This is a genomic window from Micromonospora sp. NPDC050784, assembly GCF_044456765.1.
GTDB lineage: Bacteria > Actinomycetota > Actinomycetes > Mycobacteriales > Micromonosporaceae > Micromonospora > Micromonospora foliorum.
In genome coordinates, this window is the sequence record NZ_JBITGG010000017.1 from 87,382 (window position 1) to 109,255 (window position 21,874).

Consider the following 21,874-nt stretch of genomic DNA (forward strand, 5'->3'; position numbering starts at 1 on the left):
GCTCAGCGGACGACGAGCTGGAACAGCACCAGCTCGGACTCGTGCGTCTCCACCTCGAACAGCCCGGTCTTGTCGGCCCGGAACTCCACCGAGCCGGGCGTACCGGCCGGCAGCCGGGCGCCGAGGTCGTAGCCGTGCACGTGCAGTTCGTCGGCCACGTCGGAGGTGACCGTGATCCGGACCAGCTGGCCCTTACCGACAGTGACCCGTCCGGTCGGCGGGTCGACCCGCTTCTTCGCGATCGTCACGGTGATCTGTCGGTCCACCGCGGCGGTGCTGGCCGAGGCGCTGGGCGTGCCGGTGGCCGTCGGGGTCGGTGCGGTGGGGGTGGCGCTCGGCGGGGCGGGGGACGTCGGGGCCGTCGAGGGGGTGGCCACGGAGGGGTCGTCGTCCTGCCCACAACCGGCGAGGAGCAGGGCGGCGAGGGTGGCGGCGGCGAGGGTGGCGGCGGTGCGTGCGGCGGGGGTACGGACGAACACGGGCGGACTCCGAACGACGCGAGGGGGGCGGGTGTCGGGTTGATCGTCGGGGAGGAGAACTCTACGTCTTGTTCGGTGCCGGGGAAATGACCATGATGAAGGAATGCGATCGAAGCTGGTCACTGTGCGTAAGGTCCTGACCCGTGTCGTGGCGGCGCTGGCGGCGACCCTGGTGGTGTCGTTGCTGCTGCCGGCCGCCCCGGCGTCCGCGCACGGCCAGCTGGCGACGTCCACTCCACTGAAAGGCACCGTCGTACGCGAGCCGCTGACCCAGCTGGCGTTGTACTTCACCGAGAAGCCGGCGTCGAACGCGCACTTCGCCGTCAGCGGGCCGGACGGGTCGCGAGTGGACAGTGGCTGGTCCTACGGTGAGCCGAAGCGACTGGACAAGCCGGTCACCGAGTACTTCATGGTCAACGGCGTGTTCGAGCCCCGGCTTTACCACACAGGTTTCCCGGCCATGGTGACCGTCGCGCACTGGCCGGCGAAGGGCCGCTACACCGCCAGCTACCTCTCCGTCGCCTCCGACGGTGAGGCGGTGCGGGGCGAGGTGACCTTCGATTACCAGGGCCCGGGCACGGCGGCGCCGGCCGGTTGGTCGGCGCCCACGGCGGGGCCGGATCCGGCGCTGCTCGCGCAGGCCGAGGGCGAGGGCTCGACCAACCCCGGGGCCAGCGGCAGCGCTGTCGCCCCTACCGGCGCTCCGGCGGAGGACCCGGCCGGCGCCAGGCAGGAGCAGAGTGGCGGCGGGTTCCCGGCCTGGCTGGTCCCGGCCCTGATCGTCGTCGTGGTCTCGGCGATCGTGCTGGTGGCGGCCCGCCGTCGGCCCGCGGCGCGCGTCGCCTCCACGTCGGACCGTCGGGCCGTCGGCGCGGCGGGTCGGGGCGGCGCCGCCAGCCGCAAGGCCGCCAACCCGACTCGGAAGACCGGCAACCGGGCCGGCGGTCCGGCGCGGCGCGGACGGCGGTAGGCCGCCGCAGGACCCGGCATTCTCCGCGTACCGTCCCGAACTTTCGCACGGACATTCGAAACTTTTGATGTATCGAGGCGAAGCCATGGACAGTCCCATCGAAACGCCTTAATGTTCCGAGCCATCCACCCGGTGTTTCCGCAACGTCACTCGTCGGCGTCGAGGACGTTACGGACCCGGGCCGACGGTCATCCTCACCGCTGATCCACGCCGGCCGTCGGACACTCCATAGCCTCCTGGAGGAACGATGGCCACACACCTGCTACGCCGACTCCACCATCCCGTCCTGGGTGCACTGGCACTCGTCCTCGCCGCCGGCCTCTGGGCCGTCCCCGCCAGCGCCGCCCCCGCGCAGGAACCGGGCGTCACGCTGCGCGTCTTCGACGTGCAGGTGCCGCTGTCCGAGCTGTGCACCCTCAAGCCCGCCCAGACGCCGAACGTGGACAAACTGATGTCCACCATCAACTGGACCTCGGCGGCCGACTTCGGCTTCGAGGACAACTTCGTCTCGCAGGTGCTCGGCAACATCACCACCACCCAGGCCGGCAGCTACACGTTCCGGCTCAGCAGCGACGACGGATCCAAGCTGTCGATCGACAACGCCGTGGTCATCAACCATGACGGCCTGCACGGCGCGACCCCGCCCAAGGAGGGCACGGTCACCCTCACCGCCGGCCTGCACCCGCTGCGCATCGACCACTTCGAGCGTGGCGGCGGGCAGCAGATCACCCTGGAGTGGAAGACGCCCGGTTCCTCGACCTTCGTGGTCGTACCGAACTCGGCGCTGAGCACCGACGCGGGCGTGGTCCGGGTGACCGCACCCGGGCGCAAGGAGTGCGAGGGGGTCTCCGACTCCCCCGGCGACGGCCTGCCGCTGACCGGTGTGCACCCCGGCTACACGCTGACCAACCTGCGGCCCAGCGGCTTCCAGCCGAAGGTCACCGGCATGGACTGGCTGGCCGACGGCCGGTTGGTCATCAGCACCTGGGGCGGCAGCGACCAGTCCGGCACCTCCCAGGACGGCGAGGTCTGGATCCTCGGCAACACCGGCGGAGCGACGAGCCCGGGCAACGTGACCACCAAGAAGATCGCCGGCGGCCTGAAGGAACCCATGGGCCTGAAGGTCGTCGACGGGGTGGTCTACGTGACCGAGAAACAGCGGTTGACCCGACTGGTGAACACCGGCGGTGACGAGGTCGCCGAGCGCCTGGAGACCGTCGCCACCTGGCCGTACGGCGGCAACTTCCACGAGTTCGCGTTCGGCCTGCTCTACCAGGACGGGTTCTTCTATCTGAACCTGTCGGTGTCGATCAACTCCGGCGGAGCCACCACCAACCCGCAGCCCGCCACCAATCGGGGCACCACCCTCAAGGTCAACAAGGACACCGGCGCGGTCAGCTACGTCGCCGGCGGCCTGCGGACGCCGCACGGCATCGGCTGGGGCCCGGAGGGCGGCATCTTCGTCACCGACAACCAGGGCGGCTGGCTGCCCTCCTCGAAGCTGGTGCACATCAAGCAGGGCCGGTTCTTCAACCACTACACCAACCCGGCCGGCCCGTTCGACACCGCCGCTGTCACCCCGCCGGTGCTCTGGATGCCGCAGAACGAGATCGCCAACTCGCCCAGCACGCCGATGTACCTGACCAGCGGCCGGTACGCCGGCCAGTTCGTCATCGGCGACGTGACGTACGGCGGCCTGCAACGGGCGAATGTGGAGAAGGTCAACGGCGAGTACCAGGGCGCCCTGTTCCGGCTCACCCAGGGCCTGGAGGCGGGCGTCTCCGAGGTCAACGTCGGCCCGGACGGCGCGATCTACGTCGGCGGGCTCGGCGCGGGCGGCAACTGGGGCCAGACCGGCAAGCTGTCGTACGGCCTGCAGAAGCTCACCCCGAACACCGCCACCACGTTCGAGATGCTCGCGATGCGCGCCACCACGACCGGCTTCGAGGTGGAGTACACCCAGCCCGTCTCGGCGGCGACCGCCGCCGAGCTGGCCGCGCGTTACAAGATCAAGCAATGGCGGTACGTGGCGACGTCGAACTACGGCGGGCCGAAGGTCGACGAGGAGACGCTGACCGTCACCTCAGCCACCCTCTCGGCGGACGGCAAGAAGGTCAGCCTCGCGGTGGCCGGCCGCAAGGCGGGCCGGGTGGTGCACCTGCGCTCACCGCGCCCGTTCACCTCCACCAGCGGCCAGTCACTGTGGAGCACCGAGGCGTGGTACACGCTCAACTCCATCCCGGGCAGTCCCCCGCCACCGACCGGCGGCACCATCACCGGCGTCGGCGGCAAGTGCCTGGACGTCGACAACTCGGGCACCGCCGACGGTACGAAGATCCAGCTCTGGACCTGCAACGGCACCGCCGCGCAGTCGTGGACCCGGGTCGGTGACACGTACCGGGTGCTCGGCAAGTGCCTGGACATCGACAACGCCGGCACCGCGAACGGCACGAAGATCCAGCTCTGGACCTGCAACGGCACCGGCGCGCAGGTCTGGCAACCGCAGGCCGACGGGTCGATCCGCAACCCGCAGTCCGGCAAGATCATGGAGGCCGCCGGCGGTGGCACCGGCGACGGCACCCAGATCCAGCTCGGCACGTACGCGGGCGGCGCACACCAGAAGTGGGTGGTCAGTAGCGGGGTAAACGGCTGACCTCGGACGTAGGGGCGTGGCCTGACCGGAGGGTCAGGCCGCGCCCCACCCGTCCGTCGTGCGAGGACCGCCGCTCAGCGGAACAGCACCGGCCGGTTGCCCCGGGCACCGACGAGTTGGCCCCGGATGTTGATGTCCTCGATCGAGTCGGTCTCCCACACGCCCCGGGTGGTCAGGTCGGTCATCACCCCGTTGCGCCAGAGGAACGGGTGCCACGCGGCGGTGGTGGTGCTCTGGCCCAGCACCACACCCCGGTCGTTGATCGCGGTGGCGCGGCTCCAGTCGCCACCGAGCGTGCCAAGGTCGGTCAGTGTCCCGTTCTGCCAGCGGAACGCCCGCCCGTTCGCCGTGCCCACCACCTGGCCCCGGTTGTTGACCCCGAGGGCCTCGCTGCCGATCTGGGTGAGCACCCCGTCGCGCAACCGGCCACCGACGCAGGTGCACGGGTAGGCCTGCGGCGACACGTTGAACCCGCCCACCACGTCGCCGGCGTTGTTGAAGTCGGTGGTGAACTCGTAGAAGTACTCCCGCCCCAGGTCGGTGAAGACCCCGTTGCGCCACAGGAAGCGGTGCGGCATGTCGCCGGCCGGTTCACTGGTGCCGAGCACCTGCCGCCGGTCGTTGACGCCGATCGCCACGCTGTTCTCCCCGCCCAGGGTGCCCAGGTCGTGGAGCTGACCGTCGCGCCACAGCACCGCGCGGGTCAGGAAGTCCGAGCCGAAGGAGGTGATCGCCACGTCACCGAACTCGTTGACGTCCACGGCGCTGGAATCCGTGTCGCCCGGCAGCACGCCCAGGTCGGTGATGACACCGTGGCGCCAGAGGACGGCGTGCCGGGCGCCGCTGGCGACGGTGCTCCAGCCGACGATGTCGCCGCGGTCGTTCATCGCCGTCGCAGCGCCGTCGCCTCCGCTCAGGGTGCCCAGGTCGACGACCCGATAGCTGTGCGCGGACGGGGCGGCGGGGGCGGGAGCGGGAGTGAGGGTGATCAGCGCGACGACGGTCGTCGCTCCGGTCAGCAGGGGACGCGGGGACACCATGGACGCCAAGGGGGACGCTCCTCGGATCGGAGCGGCGACGACCCGGCGGACGGGCGCGGGACCACCACCACTGCGCGTTCGATCAGTAACGCACAGTAGATCCGGTGTCGTGGCGGCGCACCAGGGCCCGAACGGTCACCGACGTCCGAGGCGTTCAGCGGCGGGGCGTCGTTCAGGGGCCCTGCGGCAGCGGCTGCGCCAGTGCGCGCAGGTCCGCCGGGAGTTGGGCCAGCACGTCCTCGAACTCCCGGTGCCCGACCACCCGGTGCATCGTCTGGAGGACCGCACGGGCGCCGCGCTCGGCGGCCGGGCGGTCGATCCCGGCCCGGTTTGCCACCCGGCGCAGGAACTCGTCGTAGTCGAACGTTTCCGGCGGCTCGGCGGCCTTGACCAGCAGCGGGCTCAGCTCGTCGGCCAGGTGGGGGGCCAACGCGCCCGCCTCCCCGCCGGAGAGCCGCTCGGTGAGGGTCCGCAGGACCGCCTCGGTCAGCGGGCGTGCCTGCTCCGGCGAAACACCCGCGCGTGCCGCAACCTTGTCGACGAACGCCAGCTCGGCCATGCCCCCGCCCTTCGCTTTCGGAAACGCGTGGCTACCCGGGCCCACCGGCAGCAAACCCGGCAGCTGGAGCGGGATGGTTCTGCTGGTTGCTCCACGCGGTGCCGTCCGCTTCTCGTACGGTGGGGTCGGACCGGGAACCCGACGGCTGCCCGACGGCGGCCCGTGCCGCAGGAGGAGCAGATGGCCCTCGACCTGCCCGAGGTGATCGACCGGTACTTCCGGGCCGTCAACGACCGGGACCTGGACGCCTTCGTCGCCTGCTTCGCGGACACCGCGAGCGTCGCCGACGAGGACCGGCTGTACGACGGGCGGGCCTCGATCCGCGCCTGGCGACAGAAGACGATGGACGCCTACGCGTACACCGCCGAGCCGGTCCGGGTCACACCGCAGGCGGGCGACTCGTACCTGGCTGTCACCCGGGTGTCCGGAGACTTCCCCGGCAGCCCGATCGAGCTGCGGTACCGGTTCACGCTGCGCGACGGGCTGATCGGCGCCCTGGACATCCGTCCCTGACGGCGAGTTGGCCCACCGACACGAAGGGAACGCCGTGCCGCGAGTCTGGCTCATCACCGGCTGTTCGCGTGGTCTCGGCCGCGCCCTCGCCGAGGCCGTCCTGGCCGACGGCGACCAGTTGGTGGCCACCGCCCGCAACCCGGCCCAGCTCGACGACCTGGTCGACCGGCACGGTGACCAGGTCCGCGCGGTGGCCCTCGACGTCAACGACCCCGCCGCCGCCCGTGCCGCCGTACGCACCGCGGTGGACACGTTCGGACGGCTGGACATCCTGGTCAACAACGCCGGGTACGCCGACGTCGCCGCGATCGAGGACATGTCGGAGGACGACTTCCGGGCGCAGATCGAGGCCAACTTCTTCGGCGTGGTCAATCTGTCCCGGGCCGCCCTGCCGGTGATGCGCGAGCAGGGGCGCGGGCATATCGTGCAGATCTCCAGTGTCGGCAGCCGGGTCGCGAGCACGGGCCTGGGTGCGTACCAGGCCGCCAAGTGGGCGGTCAGCGGCTTCTCCGCGGTCCTCGCCAGGGAGGTCGAGGCGTTCGGGATCCGGATCACCTCGGTCGAGCCGGGTGGGCTGCGCACCGACTGGGCCGGCTCGTCGATGAGCGCCCTGCCGATCAGCGAACCGTACCGGCCGGTCATCGACCCGGCCGTGCAGCGGCTGCGCCAGGGCAGCGGCGCCCAGCCGGGCGATCCGGCCCGCGCCGCACAGGCGATCATCCGGATCACCCGGGTCGACGACCCGCCGCTCCGGTTGCTGCTCGGCGCCGACGCCGTGGCGGCTGCCGCAGCGGCCGCCGAGGCCCTCGCCGCGTCCGACGCCAGGTGGCGGGAGTTGAGCGAGTCGATCGCCTTCGACGCGGCTCCCTGACCTGACTCCCCTGCCGGACCGGCGAGGCTGGTCGGGTCGGCCCGCAGGTGATCAACCGCCGAACGGACGAGACAGTCAAGAGGTCAGTGGGTGACATGATGTGGCGACAACAGCTGTCGCTACGAGAAGGGTTCCCGCTGCCCGATGGCGCACTTCGAGGCTCGCACGCCCACGACACCCGCGTTGGTCGCGGTGCCGGTGGCCGGGCAGCCGCAGCGGGCGGGTTGATGCCGGGCGAGCGACGGGAGACCGTGGCCGAGCAGAGTGTCCCCACCCACGCCGCGGACACCATGGCCTATCAGGTCGCGACCGACATACGAGCGCTGCGCGCGTTCGTCAGCGCCGGGGCGCTGGCCCGCGGCCTGTCGGCCGAGCGGGTGGAGCTGTTGACGCTGGCGGTCAGCGAGTTGGCCAGCAACACGTTGCAGCACACCACCGGCGGCGGCTGGGTCCGGCTCTGGGCCGAGCCGGGCCAGCTGTTCTGCGACGTGGTCGACCACGGGCCGACACGGGCGTTCGGCCGGAGCATGCCGGCCGCCGAGTCGGTACGGGGTCGCGGGCTGGCGATCGTGGAGCAGATCTGTGACGAGGTCGCCGTGCTCACCAGCCCCGGGGAGACCGTCGTACGGATTCGCCTGGCTCTGTGAACGTCAGCGGCGATCCCCGCCCGCCCAGGCCACGTTGGCTGCCACAATGCGGACAGCCCGGGCCGACGGTGACACCGGGTCGGACGCGAACGGAAGGACGCCACGATGCCGGACAGCGCACGCGAGGCTGAGCTGCTCGACGCCGAGCGAACCCTGCAGGCCGCCCAACGGGCCGGTGACGTCGCCGCCCTCGATCAGCTGCTGGTCGACCAGCTGATCGCCATCGGCCCGGACGGGCGTATGCACACCAAGCAGGATGACCTGGCCGCCCACCGGGACCGCCGCTCGGTCGTCGAGGAGTTGGTGGAGGAGGAGCTGGACCTGCTCGTCGTCGGCAAGACGGGGGTGACGTTCTTCCTGGGCCGGGTGTCCGGCGTCTTCGAGGGGGCGCCGTTCGCGGCGCGGCTGCGCTACACCCGGACGTGGGTCCACGACGACCGGAACGGCTGGCGGATCCTGGCCGCACACATCAGCCCAGTCTGACTCACCGCTCGTCCTCGTCGTCCTCGTCGAGCAGTCCCTGCTCGTCGAGGAACGCGAACCACTGGTCGTCGGCCGGGGTCAGGTCGGCGTAGCCCGGCCCGAGCAGGTAGTAGTCCACGAAGGATTCCACGTCGGGGGCGAGCTCCTCGAACGCGTCGGACATGAACCACTCGGTGCCGTTCGGTGGGAAGTACCAGATCGCCCCCGTGCCACGATCCATGAAGATCGGCTCGTCGCTGCGGGTGCCGACCACCAGCCAGCCCGCCCGGTCCTGCGGGATGGACGAGAAGTCCGGCGCGTAGTCCAGGTGGTACTGGATTCCCGCGAGGGTCGACGAGGACGCCAGCTCGACACGACCCGCCCGCAGCCCGTCGGCCACCAGCAGGAGATCCCGCAAATCGGCCGGGAGCCCCGCCGGCACGGCGTCGAGGGCCGCACCCTCGCCGAACTCGGCGTACGCCAGGCTCGCCGGAAGATCGGCCAGCTCAGCCCGCAGCTCCTCGATCAGCTGCCGCAGCTCGAGGTTCACTGCACCACCTCTGTTCGGATGAGGGCCCGTCCGACAATGCGCCCGACTGCCCGGAGACCTGCGAGCCGATGCGCGGTTTGGTTCTACCACGCACCGGCCCGCCGGGGCGTCACCTCGCCGAATCCACGCCCTCTCCTCAGTTCACGACGGCCTCGATCGGGCCGACGCGCAGGGTGCCGTCGTTGAGGGGCGTGCAGCGGATGCCGCCGGTGGTGCGCAGCGCCTTCCACGCTCCCGGGCCGACGGTGACGTCCATCCAGGCGCACGGCCGGGCCGCCCGGTTGACCCGCAGGCTGACCGGGCCGTCGCCGGAGTCCAGCACCAGCACCGTGCCGATCAGCTCGTCCACGGCGATCCCCGTGGTGAGGATGTTGCGCCGTACCTCGGCCAGGCCGCTGCCGGCCGGCAGCGATTCCTGGGCGATGACGGTGACGCTGGCGTCGCGGTGTGCCTGTTGGCCGAAGTACCGGTCGCCGACGATGCCGAGACCGGCTCGGATCCGGACGGTGTCGACCAGCTCACCGGGCGGGGCCGGGGCCGGGCCGTCGGCGGGCCGGCCCAGGAAGCGGTGCACGGGCGAGGCCAGCAACTCGACGATCTCCGGCATGGCAGGAGTCTACGAACCGGACAGACCCCTCCGGGGCAGGTCGACGGATGAATCGGTGGGGACGGCGGCGCTCGCGCCGCCGTCCCCACCGCGACCCGGTTCAGGCCGGGGTGCCGGTGACGGTCAGGTTGCGTAGTCGGCCCACGTTGTCGAACGAGCCGAAGCCGACCCGTCCCGAGCCGAACGTGGTGTCCTTGGCGGTCAGCAGCGGGTCCCGGTGCCCGTCGACGTAGACGGCGATCTCGCCGGTGGCCGGCAGGTGCACCACCCGGACCCGGTGCCACCTGGCATCGGTGATGGCCGGGTTGGCGCCCCGGGACCGGCCGTTCCACTGGTGGTCGATGCGCTCCCGGTCGGCGTTGTTCACCTTGAAGATGCCGTTGTGCGGATAGATCGTGTTGTCGGTGGAGAGGTGGGCGTAGTAGAACTCGGTGTCCGAGCGCCAGCCGAAGACGATGATCACGTCCCGGTTGGTGACCTCCACCGGTGTGTCGAGTCGTACCTGGGCGTCGACCCGCACCGACGACCACGCCGGGCCGTTGGTCAGCACGGCGTACTCGAAGGGCCGGCGCGGACCCGGCCGGCTCTCCCCGGCCTCGGCCAGGATGACCTGGTCGTGGGTGAACTGCCACTTCGCCGGCGTCACCGGCGCCCAGTTCGCGGCCCCGGCGGTGCGGCGCACTGTGACGTCCCCGACGTCGCCGCTGGCGAACTCCCTGGTGCCGGTCACCTTCCAGACCTTTCCGTTGGCCTTCGCGAGGATGTAGAGCTCGCCGGCGGCGTCGGTGCCGAAGCGCAGGTCCACCCGGTTGGGGTCACCGGGCGCGCCCGGTGACGACAGGTCGCGCATCCGGATCGGGGTGCCCGCCGCGTCGAAGAGCGCGAGCTGGTGGATCGTGGCCAGCTCTCGGCCCCGGCGCATCTCGTTGGCCTCGGTGTAGAGCACCCGGCCGTCGACCAGGTCGCCGAAGACGTACTTGCCACGCAGTGCGGGCACCGCCCGCCCCCGGTAGACGAAGCCGCCGGCCACCGCGACACCGACGTCGTCGGTGCAGTTCCAGCCGGCGGCGGGATCGTGGTCGTACGCGGCGACCGGGTAGGTGTAGCCGTACCTGTCATCGTCGGCCGGCAGCGGGAGCAGCCGGTCGCAGGGGTTCGTGGCCGTCTTGTCGAAGACGAACGAGCCCTCGCGCTCGCTCCAGCCGAAGTTGTCCCCGGCGCGGACCTCGTAGATCGCCTCGACGGCGTGCTCACCGATGTGCCCGAGGTACATCCGGCCGGTCGCCCGGTCCCAGCTGAACCGGTGCGGGTCCCGGAACCCCACGGCGTAGAGCTCGCCGAGCGCGCCGGCCCGGCCGACGAACGGGTTCGCGGGTGGGATGCCGTAGCGCCCGTTCGGGGCGTTGGTGCCGCGGGGGTCGATCCGCAGCAGCTTGCCGTGGGGCAGGGCCAGGTTCTGCGGGTCGGTGTTGCGCGCGCCCTGGCCACCGTCGCCCACGGCGAGGTACAGCAGGCCGTAGTCGCGGTCGTGACGCTTGGCGGTGGGGTTGAAGTTGATCTCCTGGATGCCGTGCACCTGGCCGCCGAAGCCGATGCGCAGCACCTCGCGGTGGGAACCGGCGAAGGTGGCGGCGGCCGGATCGGTCGCCGTCCACTCGGTGATGACACCGTGGAAGAGCGTGTTGGGCTGGGCGTAGTCCGGTGTGACCGTCGTCGTCGACGCCAACTCGGTGTGGATGGTGTAGAACCGGCCGTTCACCCCGAACTCCGGGTGGAACGCGACGTACCCGAACCCCTGGCCGAGCCCACGACCGGAGAAGAACCGCGGCGCGAACGTCGCCGCCACGTCCAGGTAGACGTGCGGCACGCCGCCCTCGACCAGGTAGAGGTTGCCGTTGAGGTCGGGCACCGCCCGCCGGCCGGAGCCGTCGGGCACCTCCATGATGGTGTTGATCCGCGCGGTACGCATGAGCCGCGCATCGGTCGGTGCCGGCGTCGGGTACGACTGCGGGAAGCTGGCGTACTCGCTGAGGACCAGTCCGAGTCGCGACTGGACCGGCATCTCGGGGATCGGGTCGTCGACCGCGTCGGCGGCCCGCGCGGGGGTGGCGACCAGTGTGGACAGGATCAGCACGAGGGCGGTGAGGCCGGCCCTCACTGTGGGCCGGCCGACTGTGCCGGCGCGGCGGTGCAGGGTGCGCACGCGTGTCTCCTTCTCGGTGGGACGGTGCCGAGGGTGGTCAGCGGGCAAGGTGGCGGTACTGCCTCCGCACGTCGTTCGCGGAGACCACACTGTCGAGGAACATCAGGCCGTCCATCCGGCAGTCGCACGGGTTGCGTTCGAGGGTGTCCTGCGGGAAGCTGCCGCCGATCTTGATGCCCCGGGGGTCGGACGCGGTGGTCACGTGCGGGCCGGGCCCGGACACCAGCCACGGGTCGTCGGTGCGGGTGTAGAAGCCGTCCACCGGTTCGCCGTTGCGGTAGAGGGCGAGCGCGCCGGTGCCGAAGTCGAAGGTGGCGGCCAGGTGCACCCACTCCCCCACCGGCAGCAGCTCGCGCCAGTCCCGGGCGGCGGCGAAGGTCTGCGAGTTGCCGCCGTCGAGCCGCCGGCCGAGCGCGACGAGACGCAACTCCCCGTCGACGTCGATCAGCTCGAGCAGGGCGCGGACGCCGTGGCCGTCGGAGTCGCCGGTGAGCACTCCGGCCAGCCCGATGGCGTTGTACCTGTCGTCCGGGTCGGCGGTGGTGGAGTTGGGCAACGGGCTGTCCATGTTCAGCTTGAACCAGCCCATCACGGTGGTGCCCGCGGTGGCGCTGAACGCGCGTAGCGTCCGCACCCCGCTGGCCGACCAGGTGCCGGCCTTCCAGTCATCGTTGCCGGCGACGGCGGGGGCGACCTGCCGGGTCTGCACCGCGTTCCGGCTGCCCCGGTAGGCGCGGTCCGGCACCCGCATGGCGGCACCGCCGTTGATCAGCTCGATCTCGGTGCCGGAACGCCCCTGGTCGCGTTCCAGGGCGGGGTCGCCGGGCACCGGGTGGTCGAAGTCGTACGCGGCGACCAGGTGCGCGCGCAGCGCCGGGTGGACGTCGTGCGAGATGCTGCGATCCGCCTGCGCCGCTGGCGCGCTGGCGCCGGTCAGTGCGCCGATCGCCAGCAGGGAGACGGCCGCTCGTCGGGCCCTGGACATGGCTGTCACCTCGTTTCGCGGCATGCCGGATGCCGGTCACGTAAGCGCTTACGTAAGCGCTTACGTACCCTAGGCTTCGATCGATGTCGCTCGCAACAGATCGGGTGACATGAATGTTTCCGGAGGGTTTCGGATGCCCAGGGCCAGCCAGCGGCCGCGCCTCGTGGACGTCGCCCAACACGCTGCCGTCTCGCTGGCGACCGCCTCCCGCGCGCTCGCCGGCCGCGAGGGGGTCAGCGTCGAGGTCGCCGACCGGATCCGGCAGGTCGCCCGTGAGCTGGGCTATGTGGCGAACCCGTACGCCCGCACCCTGGCCAGCGGGGCCACCTCCACGGTGGGGTTGATCGTCCATCAGGTCGACGACCCGTACTTCTCCGAGATCGCCGCCGGGGTCATCCAACTCGCCGCCGAGCAGGGGCTGCTGGTGCAGATCTGCCAGTCCGGCCGCGACCCCGGCTACGAGCTGCAACAGCTGCGCCACCTGATCGCCCAGCGGGTCGGCATCGTCCTGATCAGCGGTTCCGGTTACGACGACCCACGGATGGAGAACGCGGCCCGCGCGGAGCTGGCCGCGTTCCAGGACCACGGCGGACGGGCCGCCGCCATCGGACGACACGCGCTCGGCGTCGACGCCGTCCTGCCGGACAACGAGGCCGGCGGCCACGCCCTCGCCCAGCACCTGATGGATCTCGGTCACCGGCGGATCGCGGTCGCCGCGGGCAGCGCCGGCCTCACCACGGTCGCCGACCGGCTGGCCGGGGTGTCGTCGGCCCTGCGGCAGCGCGGGCGGTCCCCCGCCGACCTCGTCGTCGTGCACAGTGACTTCACCCGCGGCGGTGGGCGCGCCGCCGCCGAGCAGATCCTCAACGACCATCCCGAGACGACGGCGATCATCGCGCTCAACGACGTGATGGCCATGGGCGTGCTGTCCACGCTGCGGTCCCGCCGCGTGCCGGTGCCCGCGCGGATGTCCGTGGTCGGTTTCGACGACGTCTCCGTGGCCGCCGACCTCGCACCCAGCCTCACCACCATCCGCCTGCCGATGACCGAGATGGGCCGCGCGGCGCTCACCCTCGCGCTCAAGCCACGCACGACCCGACCCCGCCGCCGTCCCACCGGGCACCTGCTGGTCGTCCGCGACTCGACCGGGCCCGCGCCGACGACCTGACCGGCAACGGCGATGCCACGGCACGACGGCTCGACTTCTGGCACGGTCGAGGGTGCCCACCCACACCGTGCCTGACGCGTCAGGAGAGGTCATGGCCGACATCGCTGTACGGCACCGGACGGTCGAGGTCGACGGCATCACGATCTTCTACCGTGAGGCCGGTCCCGCCGACGCGCCGGTCGTGCTGCTGCCACACGGGTACCCGTCGTCGTCGTTCCAGTTCCGCCACCTACTGCCCGCGCTGGCCGATCGCTGGCGCGCCATCGCCCCCGACTACCCCGGCTTCGGCTACAGCGACCTGCCCGACCCCAGCCGGTTCCCGTACACCTTCGACGCCCACGCCGACCTGCTCCACCGTTTCGTCGACACACTGGGGCTCACCCGTTACATGGTCTACCTCCAGGACTACGGCAGCCAGTTCGGGCTGCGACTGGCGATGGCCGCGCCGCAGCGGGTCGCGGGCCTCGTCATCCAGAACGGTGACATCTACCCCGACCAGCACGGGCCCAAGTACGAGCCGCTGAAGCGGTTCTGGCGTGACCCGACCGACGAGGGTCGGGACCAGTTGGCGGCCGCGATCGGCGAGGAGGGCTTCCGCCGTGAGTTCCTGGGCGAGCTGCCGGACCGGCTGACCGACCGGGTCAGCCCCGACCTGTGGCGGCTCTCGGGTGCGCTGGTCACGGACCCCCGGCGGCGGGACGCCTGGCTGCGCCTCCTCGCCGACCAGGGCAGCACCGTCGCCTGGTTCCCCCGCCAGCAGGAGTACCTGCGTACCCACCGGCCGCCCACCCTGATCGTGTGGGGGCCGCACGACGGCTACATGCCGGAGGGCGCGGCCCGCGCGTACCTGCGGGACCTGCCCGACGCCGAGCTGCACCTGCTCGACGGCGGGCACTGGCTGCTCGAGACGCACCTCGACGAGGTCGTCCGGCTGGTCCGTGACTTCCTCGACCGCGTCCAGCCCTGAACGGCCGCGCGGCCCAGACCGCCACGCCGCTCAAATCCCCACGGCCGATCAGACCGCCAGGGCCGCCCGGACCTCCCGTTCCGCCGTGACACCCCCGTCGCCGTGCGAGGTGACCCGGCCGGACTCCAGCACGTGGTAGCGGTCCGCCACCCGCAGTGCGAAGCCCAGGTGCTGCTCGACGAGCAGCACACTAAACCCGGACTGCCGGGTCAGCTCGACGATCCGCTCCTGGATCTCCGCGACCACCGACGGCTGGATGCCCTCGGTCGGCTCGTCGAGCATCAGCAGCCGCGGCCGGGTGATCAGGGCCCGGGCGATGGCCAACTGCTGGCGCTGACCGCCGGAGAGCAGCCCGGCCCGACGCCGCAGCAGCGGGCGCAGCGCCGGAAACAGATCCAGCACCTCCGCCGTGGCCACCGCCCCGTCGCGCCGGCCGTCGGCGACCAGTCGCAGGTTCTCCGCGGCGGTGAGGTGCGGGAAACACTGCTGACCCTGCGGGACGTACGCCATTCCCCGCGCCACCCGCTCGTGCGGCCCGGCGCGGGTGACGTCCTCACCGTCCAGCTCGACCGTGCCGGCACTCGGACGCAGGAGCCCGGCCGCGACCCGCAGAAGGGTGCTCTTGCCGGCCCCGTTGTGCCCGAGCACGGCGGCCACCCCGTCGGGCGGGACCGCCAGATCGACCCCGTGCAGCACCCGAGAGCGCCCGTACCCGGCGTGCATCCCGCGCAGCGTCAGCATCATGCCTCCAGGCCAGTGCGGGCCGACCCGGCGTCGACCGGGTGGCCAAGGTAGACCTCCTGCACACGCGGGTCCGCCTGGACCTGCGCCACCGTGCCCTCGCTGAGCACCCGGCCGGCGTGCAGCACGGTGACGCTGCGCGCGAACCGACGCAGGAAGTCCATGTCGTGCTCGATCACGACGACCGTGCGATCCCGGCTGACCGTCTCCAACAGCGTGCCGGTGGCGTCGCGTTCCTCATGGCTCATCCCGGCGACCGGCTCGTCCAGCAGCAGCAGCCGCGCGTCCTGCACCAGCAGCATGCCGATCTCCAGCCACTGCTTCTGGCCGTGCGCGAGCGTCCCGGCGAGGTGCGCGGCCCGCTCGGCCAGCCCGATGGTCTCCAGCGCGGCGGCGATCTCGTCGGGGACACCCCGGCGGCGGCGGGCCAGGGTCGCCCAGCTGCGCCGGGCGCCCGCCGCGATGTCGAGGTTCTGCAACACCGACAGCTCCTCGAAGACCGTCGAGGTCTGGAAGGTCCGCCCGATGCCGAGCCGGCTGATCCGGTGCACCGGTCGGCCGAGCAGTTCCTCGTCGCCGAACCGGACCGAGCCGGTGGCCCGGACCAGACCGGTGATCGCGTCGACCAGGGTGGTCTTGCCGGCGCCGTTCGGCCCGATCAGGAACCGGATGTCGCCGGCGGGCACCTCCAGGGAGACGCCGTCGACGGCCGTGAACCCGTCGAAGCTGACCCGCACGTCACGGACGGACAACCCGTCCAACCGCTCGCCGCTCGTGCTGTGCTGGCTGGGCATGCGCTCACGGCCCTCGCTGCGCTCGGTGCGTTCCCTCATGCCGCCGGCACCTCCGTCCGTTCGGCCCGTCGTCGGCCCACCGACAACCACCCGCGCCGCACCGGCCGCGCGCCGACGTCACGGCGGCGGGCCAGCGCCCAGAGCGACGCCAGGCCGCCGGGAAGGAACGCCACCACGACCACGAAGAGCAGCCCCTGCAGGTACGTCCAGGTGCCCGGGAAACGCTCGGAGAGGGCGGTACGCGCCCAGGCCACCGCCACCGCGCCGAGCACCGGCCCGAGCAGGGTGGCCCGGCCGCCCACCGCGACGCCGATGACGAACTCGATCGACGGGACGATGCCGATCAGCGCGGGCGAGATGATGCCCACCGCCGGCACGAACAGCGCACCGGCCAGCCCGGCCATGCCCGCCGCGACCACGTACGCCACCAGTTTGACCGACGCCGGGTCGTAGCCCAGGAAGCGGACCCGCTCCTCACCGTCGCGGACCGCCACCAGCAACTCGCCGTAGCGGCTTTGAATGAGCTGACGGGTCAGCGCGAGCAACGCCAGCAGTGTCCCGGCGATGATGAAGTACACCATCCGCTGGTTGACCGGGTCGTCCAGGTCGTAGCCGAAGAAGCCCTTGATGTCGGTGAGCCCGTTGGTGCCGCCCGTGGTGCCCTGCTGGCCGATCAGCAGGATCACCATCGCGGCGGCGAGCGCCTGACTGAGGATGGCGAAGTACGCGCCGCGGACCCGGCGACGGAAGACCAGCGAGCCGAGCCCGAAGGCGACCACCATCGGCAGCAGCACCGTGGCGGGCAACGCGAACCACGGACTGGCGAACGGCCGCCACCACAGCGGCAGCTCGTCGAGTTGCCCGTACAGCTGCATGAAGTCGGGCATCCCACCCGGGCCCGCGTCGGCGAGCTTGAGGTGCATGGCCATCGCGTAGCCGCCGAGGCCGAAGAAGACGCCCTGGCCCAGGGTGAGCATCCCGCCCCGGCCCCAGGCGATCCCGATGCCGACCGCGACCATGGCGACGCAGAGGTACTTGGCGAGCAGCGCCAGCCGGAAGTCCGACAACACCAGCGGGGCGACGGCGAACAGCACCGCCGCGCCGAAGGCGAAGCCGGCCAGGGTCCGCAGCCGCGAGCGGCCGGCCGGCCGGCCCGGTGGTGCGGCGCCGGCGGGCGCCGGGCGGACGGCGGTGCTGGGTGGCGCGGGGGTGACGGCGGTCATGCGAGGCTCCTGGTCCGCAGGGTGAACAGGCCCTGTGGCCGCCACTGAAGGAACGCGACGATCGCCACGAACACGATCACCTTGGCGACGCTGAGGGTGGTGAGGTACTCCCCGGTGGCCTGGAGCACGCCGAGGGCGAAGGCGACGATCACGCTGCCCTTGAGCTGGCCGATCCCGCCGACCACGACGACCAGGAAGGCGTCGATGATCAGGTTGGTGCCCATGGTGGGGCCGATCGGGCCGAGCAGGGTGAGGGCCACCCCGGCGAGCCCGGCCAGCCCGGAACCGAGGAAGAAGGTCGTCCGGTCGACCCGCGAGGTGGCGATGCCGGACACGGCGGCGAGGTCGCGGTTCTGCACCACCGCGCGGATGCGACGCCCGAGCGGGGTGAGTCGCAGTGCCAGGGTGAGCGCCGCGACGGCGGCCAGCGCCAGGGCCAGGATGAACAGCCGGTTGTTGGCGATGGTCAGCCCACCGGGCAGCGCCACGTTGCCGGTGAGCAGCTCGGGCGCGCGGGTCTGCACGTTCGGGCTGCCGAAGACGTCCCGGGCCAGTTGTTGCAACATCAGTGACACACCCCAGGTGACCAGCAGGGTGTCCAGTGGCCGGGCGTAGAGCCGGCGGATGAGCAGCACCTCCAGCAGGACTCCCATGGTGCCGGCGACGACGAACGCCACCGGCAGCGCGACCACCAGCGACAGGCCGGCGCCGGTGATGCTCTGTTGCAGAACGTAGGTGGTGTACGCGCCGGCCATGATGAACTCACCGTGCGCCATGTTGATCACGTTCATCTGGCCGAAGGTCAGCGCGAGGCCGAGCGCGATCAGCAGCAGCACCGCGCCGATGCTGATGCCGGTGAAGAGTTGACCGAAGAGGACTGTCACGGTGGGTACTCCGAACTGCTGGTCGGGTGGCCCGGGCGGAGCGCGCGGCAACGCGTTCCGCCCGGGCCGGCGTCGTCAGCTCAGGCCGCTCGCCCACGGGTAGGTCTTGAGGTACGGGTCCGGCGCGACCGGCTTGCCGGAGTTCCACACCTCGGTGATCAGACCGTCCGCGCCGATCTTGCCGATCCGGGCGGTCTTGGCGATGTGCTGCGTCTTGCCGTCGACGGTGACCAGACCCTCCGGCGCGTCGAAGGTGATCCCGTCCGAGGCGGCGCGGACCTTCTCCACGTCGAAGGCGCCGGCCTTCTCGACCATCGCCTTCCACAGGTGCACGCCGACGTAGGCTGCCTCCATCGGATCGCTGGTCGGCTTGTCCGCGCCGTACTTCGCCTTGTACGCGGCCACGAACTTCGAGTTCGCCGCGCCCGGGGTGGTCTGGTAGTAGTTCCAGGCCGTCAGTTGGCCCTCCAGGTACTGGGTGCCGATGCCCTTGACCTCCTCCTCGGCGATCGACACCGACACCACAGGCATCGCGGCGGCGGTCAGGCCCGCCGACTTGTACTCCTTGAAGAAGGCCACGTTGCTGTCACCGTTGAGGGTGTTGAACACCGCGTCCGCGCCGGACGACTTGACCTTGTTGACGATGGTGCCGAACTCAGTGGAGCCGAGGGGTGCGTAATCCTCACCCAGCACGGTCATCCCGTTCGCGGTCGCGTACGCCTTGATGATTTTGTTGGCGGTACGGGGAAAGACGTAGTCGCTACCGACGAGATAGACCGACTTCGCGCCCTGCGCCTTGAGGTAGTCGAGCCCGGGAACGATCTGCTGGTTGGTCGTCGCTCCGGTGTAGAAGATGTAGGGAGACTGCTCCAGACCCTCGTACTGCACCGGGTAGAACAGCAACGCCTTGTTCTTCTCGAACACCGGCTTGACCGCCTTGCGGCTGGCCGACGTCCAACAACCGAAGACGGCGGCCACCCGGTCCTCGGAGATGAGCTTCTCGGCCTTCTCGGCGAAGGTGGGCCAGTCCGAGGCGCCGTCCTCACCGACCGGCTGGATCTTCTTGCCGAGGACACCGCCGGCCGCGTTGATCTCTTCGACCGCGAGCATGATGGAGTCTCGGACGGTGACCTCGCTGATCGCCATGGTCCCGGAGAGCGAGTTGAGCAGGCCCACCTTGACGGTGTCGCCGGAGACGTCAGCGGTGACGCCGGCCGCGCCGCCCTCGTCGGAGGTCTTGCTGCCGCACGCGGTCAACGCGGCCGCGGCGACGAGGGTCATGGCACCCGCCAGGATGCGGCGGCCCCGGAATAATGACATCTACTCTCCCTGCGGTGCACTCAAGTGGCGAAAGGACGGTCGGTGCGGTCCGATGGAGCTGACGTGAGCGATGCCGGGGTCGGCGGGTGGACGCCGCGCAGGGCACCGGTTCGGATATGGGCAGGGAAAGCGTCGACCGACATGATTGCGCGGGTGTTTCCCGGTCCTTAATTGACTGTTTCCTCAGGGCCGTCGCGGCGCGCACGAAAAACGGCCGACGCCGTCGGGAGGAAACGGTGTCGGCCGTTCGGAAAGACGCAAGAATAAGTGCCACCACAATGGTCGACAGACGAATCCGCCGACGGTGGGCACGCATTGGTGAGAGCTGACCCCGTGGCCAGATACTTCACGCAGGAAGCATCTTAGGACGGGATCGGGTGGCGCTGTCAAGGGTCCGCTCGGCCGGGTGCCGGTGCCCGGTTCAGAGCTGGGCGAGCACGGTGAAGTCGAGCCCGTCGGCCTCGGCCAGGTAGATGCGCTGACGCACGTGCCGCTGTCGCAGCCGCAACCGTCCACGGGGCCCGTGGTAGGCGACCGTGTCGGCGGCCGTCTCGATGGCCCGTACGTCGAGGGTGCGGGCCTGGCCGATCAGCGCGGCGAGCAACATGACGCCCTCGTAGCAGGACTCCCCCAGGCTGCCCAGCGGCGGCGCCTCCACCCCGAACCGCCGCGCGAACTCGCCGTGGAAGTCGAGATTTTCCTGGGTCACCAGCCCGGCGAAGAAGCCCGCCGTGCTGTACAGCCTGCGGGTCGCGCCGGCACCGCTGGCCAGCAGCATGTTCTCGTCCATCAGGGTGCTCAGCCGCAGGCAGCGCTGATCCAGGCCGGATCGGGCGAACGCGCGGTTGAACCGCACCGCGTCGGCACCGACCAGCAGCATCAACACCGCGTCGGCGTCACTGTGCTCGATGCGGCGCAACACCTCGGTGAAGTCGTGTGCGTCCAACGGCAGGAAGTGCCGGCCGACCACCTGCCCGCCGCCGCGCAGCGCGTACCGCTGGGCCGCCCGCGACGTCCGGCGCGGCCACACGTAGTCGTTGCCCACCACGAACCAGCGACGCACGCCCTGCTCCCGGGCGAGCAGCCGCATCGCGGGCCACAGTTGGGCATCCGGCGTCTCGCTGGTCAGGAAGACCCCTTCGGTGCGTTCGCCGCCCTCGTAGAGTGCGGTGTAGACGTACGGCACCCGGTGCGCGACGCGGGGCGCCAACGCCTGGCGCACCGAGGAGATGTGCCACCCCGTCACCCCCTGCACGGCCCCCACCGACACCAACGCCTCGACCTCGGCGGCCACCTCGGCCGGCGGTGCGCCACCGTCGACCGGCACCAGCCGCACCTCTCGGCCCAGCACGCCACCGCACCGATTGATCTCCTCCACCGCGAGTTGAGCGCAGAGCTCGCACGTGGGGCCGAACATGCCGGCCGGCCCGCGCATCGGGTAGACCAGCGCGATGCTGACCACGGCGCGGTCGACGGTCAGCCACGGCGGTGCCGGCGCGGACATGAGCACATGATTGTCCGACCCACGACGGAAGACCAGCGCTCACCACTGACCGGGACGACTCGCTACCATGACAGGGCCACCGGACCAGGGAGTTTCATGTCAGACGTGCCCGGGGCGCCAGCCGACCTGCTGCGCTCGCTCACCCGCGCCGAACGGCTGCTCTCCCGCCGGCTCGGCGCCGTTCTGGCCGACGACGCGCTGAGCATCGAGGCGTGGCGGGTGCTCTGCCTGCTGGCCGACGGCCAGGGTCACCCGATGAGCGAGGTGTCCGCCGAGGCGTCGCTGCCGCCGGGCACCCTCACCAAGCTGGTCGACCAGCTCGTCGACCGCAATCTCGTCTTCCGCCGGATCGATCCGGTCGACCGCCGACGCATCCGGGCGTACCTGACCGCTCGGGGCCGCCGCGAGCACGCCCGCCTGGACGAACGGGTCCGAGCCAGCATCGCCGAACTGGGCATCACGGAGATGGGCGTCGCGGAGACCAGCGAGCCGGGCATGCCCCCGGCCGCCAACCTCGTACACCAGCTCGACGACCTGATCGGCCGCCTCGACCCGGCCCGGCAACGAGTGCACGCCGACGCGGCTGGCCCACACCGCTGACCCCTTCCCCGCTCCCCGCTCCGGGCTCCGGCTCCCGGCTCCGGCTCCGGGCTTCCGGGCGGTCGGCATGCGAACGTTCGGGCTTGCGAGAGGTTCGGGCTTGCGGGGCGTTCGGCACGGCCTTGAGTGCGGCC

The 21,874-nt window shown here is 71.3% G+C and carries 22 protein-coding genes; 9 read left to right on the forward strand and 13 right to left on the reverse strand.

What is annotated here, in order from left to right; genetic code table 11:
* Nucleotides 1-2: 2 nt before the first annotated feature.
* Complete coding sequence (locus tag ACIBD9_RS22755) at nucleotides 3-479, reverse strand: hypothetical protein (RefSeq protein ID WP_396720558.1); 477 nt, start codon at nucleotides 477-479, stop codon at nucleotides 3-5.
* A gap of 103 nt (nucleotides 480-582) precedes the next feature.
* On the opposite strand from ACIBD9_RS22755, the gene ACIBD9_RS22760 reads away from it, so the two are divergent.
* Both ACIBD9_RS22760 and ACIBD9_RS22765 read left to right on the forward strand, forming a co-directional pair.
* Nucleotides 583-1,449: a copper resistance protein CopC gene (locus tag ACIBD9_RS22760; protein WP_396720560.1), complete on the forward strand. Its 867-nt coding sequence runs from the start codon at nucleotides 583-585 to the stop codon at nucleotides 1,447-1,449.
* Between the two features lie 247 nt (nucleotides 1,450-1,696).
* A complete protein-coding gene (locus ACIBD9_RS22765; RefSeq protein ID WP_396720562.1) occupies nucleotides 1,697-4,102 on the forward strand; it encodes an RICIN domain-containing protein in 2,406 nt (801 codons plus the stop codon).
* Nucleotides 4,103-4,176: 74 nt separating this feature from the next.
* On the opposite strand, the gene ACIBD9_RS22770 is transcribed toward ACIBD9_RS22765, so the two are convergent.
* Nucleotides 4,177-5,142: a hypothetical protein gene (locus ACIBD9_RS22770; RefSeq protein WP_396720769.1), complete on the reverse strand. Its 966-nt coding sequence runs from the start codon at nucleotides 5,140-5,142 to the stop codon at nucleotides 4,177-4,179.
* A 172-nt stretch (nucleotides 5,143-5,314) separates the two neighbouring features.
* Nucleotides 5,315-5,701: a DUF2267 domain-containing protein gene (locus tag ACIBD9_RS22775; RefSeq protein WP_396720564.1), complete on the reverse strand. Its 387-nt coding sequence runs from the start codon at nucleotides 5,699-5,701 to the stop codon at nucleotides 5,315-5,317.
* A 180-nt stretch (nucleotides 5,702-5,881) separates the two neighbouring features.
* Between ACIBD9_RS22775 and ACIBD9_RS22780 the strand changes: the two genes are divergently transcribed.
* From ACIBD9_RS22780 to ACIBD9_RS22795, 4 genes are all read left to right on the forward strand, one after another.
* Nucleotides 5,882-6,214 carry a nuclear transport factor 2 family protein gene (locus ACIBD9_RS22780; RefSeq protein WP_396720566.1) on the forward strand — a complete coding sequence of 111 codons (333 nt, stop codon included), beginning with the start codon at nucleotides 5,882-5,884 and terminating at the stop codon, nucleotides 6,212-6,214.
* A 34-nt stretch (nucleotides 6,215-6,248) separates the two neighbouring features.
* A complete protein-coding gene (locus tag ACIBD9_RS22785; protein WP_396720568.1) occupies nucleotides 6,249-7,085 on the forward strand; it encodes an oxidoreductase in 837 nt (278 codons plus the stop codon).
* Nucleotides 7,086-7,312: 227 nt separating this feature from the next.
* Nucleotides 7,313-7,732, forward strand: a complete 420-nt coding sequence (locus ACIBD9_RS22790) for an ATP-binding protein (protein ID WP_396720570.1) — start codon at nucleotides 7,313-7,315, stop codon at nucleotides 7,730-7,732.
* 105 nt (nucleotides 7,733-7,837) lie between these two features.
* On the forward strand, nucleotides 7,838-8,215 hold the full coding sequence (locus ACIBD9_RS22795; RefSeq protein WP_396720572.1) for a nuclear transport factor 2 family protein: 378 nt from the start codon (nucleotides 7,838-7,840) through the stop codon (nucleotides 8,213-8,215).
* A 1-nt stretch (nucleotide 8,216) separates the two neighbouring features.
* On the opposite strand, the gene ACIBD9_RS22800 is transcribed toward ACIBD9_RS22795, so the two are convergent.
* The 4 genes from ACIBD9_RS22800 to ACIBD9_RS22815 form a co-directional block, all read right to left on the reverse strand.
* Nucleotides 8,217-8,744: an SUKH-4 family immunity protein gene (locus tag ACIBD9_RS22800; protein ID WP_238662472.1), complete on the reverse strand. Its 528-nt coding sequence runs from the start codon at nucleotides 8,742-8,744 to the stop codon at nucleotides 8,217-8,219.
* 136 nt (nucleotides 8,745-8,880) lie between these two features.
* Nucleotides 8,881-9,351, reverse strand: coding sequence for a molybdenum cofactor biosysynthesis protein (locus ACIBD9_RS22805; RefSeq protein ID WP_396720574.1), 471 nt, complete (start codon nucleotides 9,349-9,351; stop codon nucleotides 8,881-8,883).
* Between the two features lie 100 nt (nucleotides 9,352-9,451).
* Nucleotides 9,452-11,554, reverse strand: a complete 2,103-nt coding sequence (locus ACIBD9_RS22810; protein WP_396720576.1) for a PQQ-dependent sugar dehydrogenase — start codon at nucleotides 11,552-11,554, stop codon at nucleotides 9,452-9,454.
* A 37-nt stretch (nucleotides 11,555-11,591) separates the two neighbouring features.
* Complete coding sequence (locus ACIBD9_RS22815) at nucleotides 11,592-12,539, reverse strand: LamG-like jellyroll fold domain-containing protein (protein ID WP_396720578.1); 948 nt, start codon at nucleotides 12,537-12,539, stop codon at nucleotides 11,592-11,594.
* A gap of 133 nt (nucleotides 12,540-12,672) precedes the next feature.
* Here ACIBD9_RS22815 and ACIBD9_RS22820 point away from each other — a divergent pair, with 133 nt between their 5' ends.
* Nucleotides 12,673-13,707, forward strand: a complete 1,035-nt coding sequence (locus tag ACIBD9_RS22820; protein ID WP_396720580.1) for a LacI family DNA-binding transcriptional regulator — start codon at nucleotides 12,673-12,675, stop codon at nucleotides 13,705-13,707.
* A gap of 91 nt (nucleotides 13,708-13,798) precedes the next feature.
* On the forward strand, nucleotides 13,799-14,674 hold the full coding sequence (locus tag ACIBD9_RS22825; RefSeq protein ID WP_396720582.1) for an alpha/beta fold hydrolase: 876 nt from the start codon (nucleotides 13,799-13,801) through the stop codon (nucleotides 14,672-14,674).
* A 48-nt stretch (nucleotides 14,675-14,722) separates the two neighbouring features.
* Here ACIBD9_RS22825 and urtE read toward each other — a convergent pair whose 3' ends face one another.
* The 6 genes from urtE to ACIBD9_RS22855 all read right to left on the reverse strand — a co-directional run bounded on the left by urtE (nucleotide 14,723) and on the right by ACIBD9_RS22855 (nucleotide 21,140).
* Nucleotides 14,723-15,415, reverse strand: coding sequence for an urea ABC transporter ATP-binding subunit UrtE (gene urtE, locus ACIBD9_RS22830; protein ID WP_396720584.1), 693 nt, complete (start codon nucleotides 15,413-15,415; stop codon nucleotides 14,723-14,725).
* The gene (gene urtD / locus ACIBD9_RS22835) at nucleotides 15,415-16,248 is read right to left on the reverse strand and encodes an urea ABC transporter ATP-binding protein UrtD (RefSeq protein WP_396720586.1); all 834 of its coding nucleotides are present in this window, start codon (nucleotides 16,246-16,248) and stop codon (nucleotides 15,415-15,417) included. The genes urtE and urtD overlap by 1 nt, the downstream gene beginning before the upstream one ends.
* Nucleotides 16,245-17,432: an urea ABC transporter permease subunit UrtC gene (gene urtC, locus ACIBD9_RS22840; RefSeq protein ID WP_396720588.1), complete on the reverse strand. Its 1,188-nt coding sequence runs from the start codon at nucleotides 17,430-17,432 to the stop codon at nucleotides 16,245-16,247. Before urtC ends, urtD begins: the two co-directional genes overlap by 4 nt.
* Nucleotides 17,429-18,316, reverse strand: a complete 888-nt coding sequence (urtB, locus tag ACIBD9_RS22845; protein WP_238661160.1) for an urea ABC transporter permease subunit UrtB — start codon at nucleotides 18,314-18,316, stop codon at nucleotides 17,429-17,431. Before urtB ends, urtC begins: the two co-directional genes overlap by 4 nt.
* 75 nt (nucleotides 18,317-18,391) lie before the next feature.
* The gene (gene urtA / locus ACIBD9_RS22850; RefSeq protein ID WP_387166050.1) at nucleotides 18,392-19,636 is read right to left on the reverse strand and encodes an urea ABC transporter substrate-binding protein; all 1,245 of its coding nucleotides are present in this window, start codon (nucleotides 19,634-19,636) and stop codon (nucleotides 18,392-18,394) included.
* Nucleotides 19,637-20,057: 421 nt separating this feature from the next.
* Nucleotides 20,058-21,140 carry a substrate-binding domain-containing protein gene (locus ACIBD9_RS22855; RefSeq protein ID WP_396720591.1) on the reverse strand — a complete coding sequence of 361 codons (1,083 nt, stop codon included), beginning with the start codon at nucleotides 21,138-21,140 and terminating at the stop codon, nucleotides 20,058-20,060.
* Nucleotides 21,141-21,236: 96 nt separating this feature from the next.
* On the opposite strand from ACIBD9_RS22855, the gene ACIBD9_RS22860 reads away from it, so the two are divergent.
* Nucleotides 21,237-21,740, forward strand: coding sequence for a MarR family winged helix-turn-helix transcriptional regulator (locus ACIBD9_RS22860; protein WP_396720592.1), 504 nt, complete (start codon nucleotides 21,237-21,239; stop codon nucleotides 21,738-21,740).
* The last annotated feature ends 134 nt before the right edge of the window (nucleotides 21,741-21,874 follow it).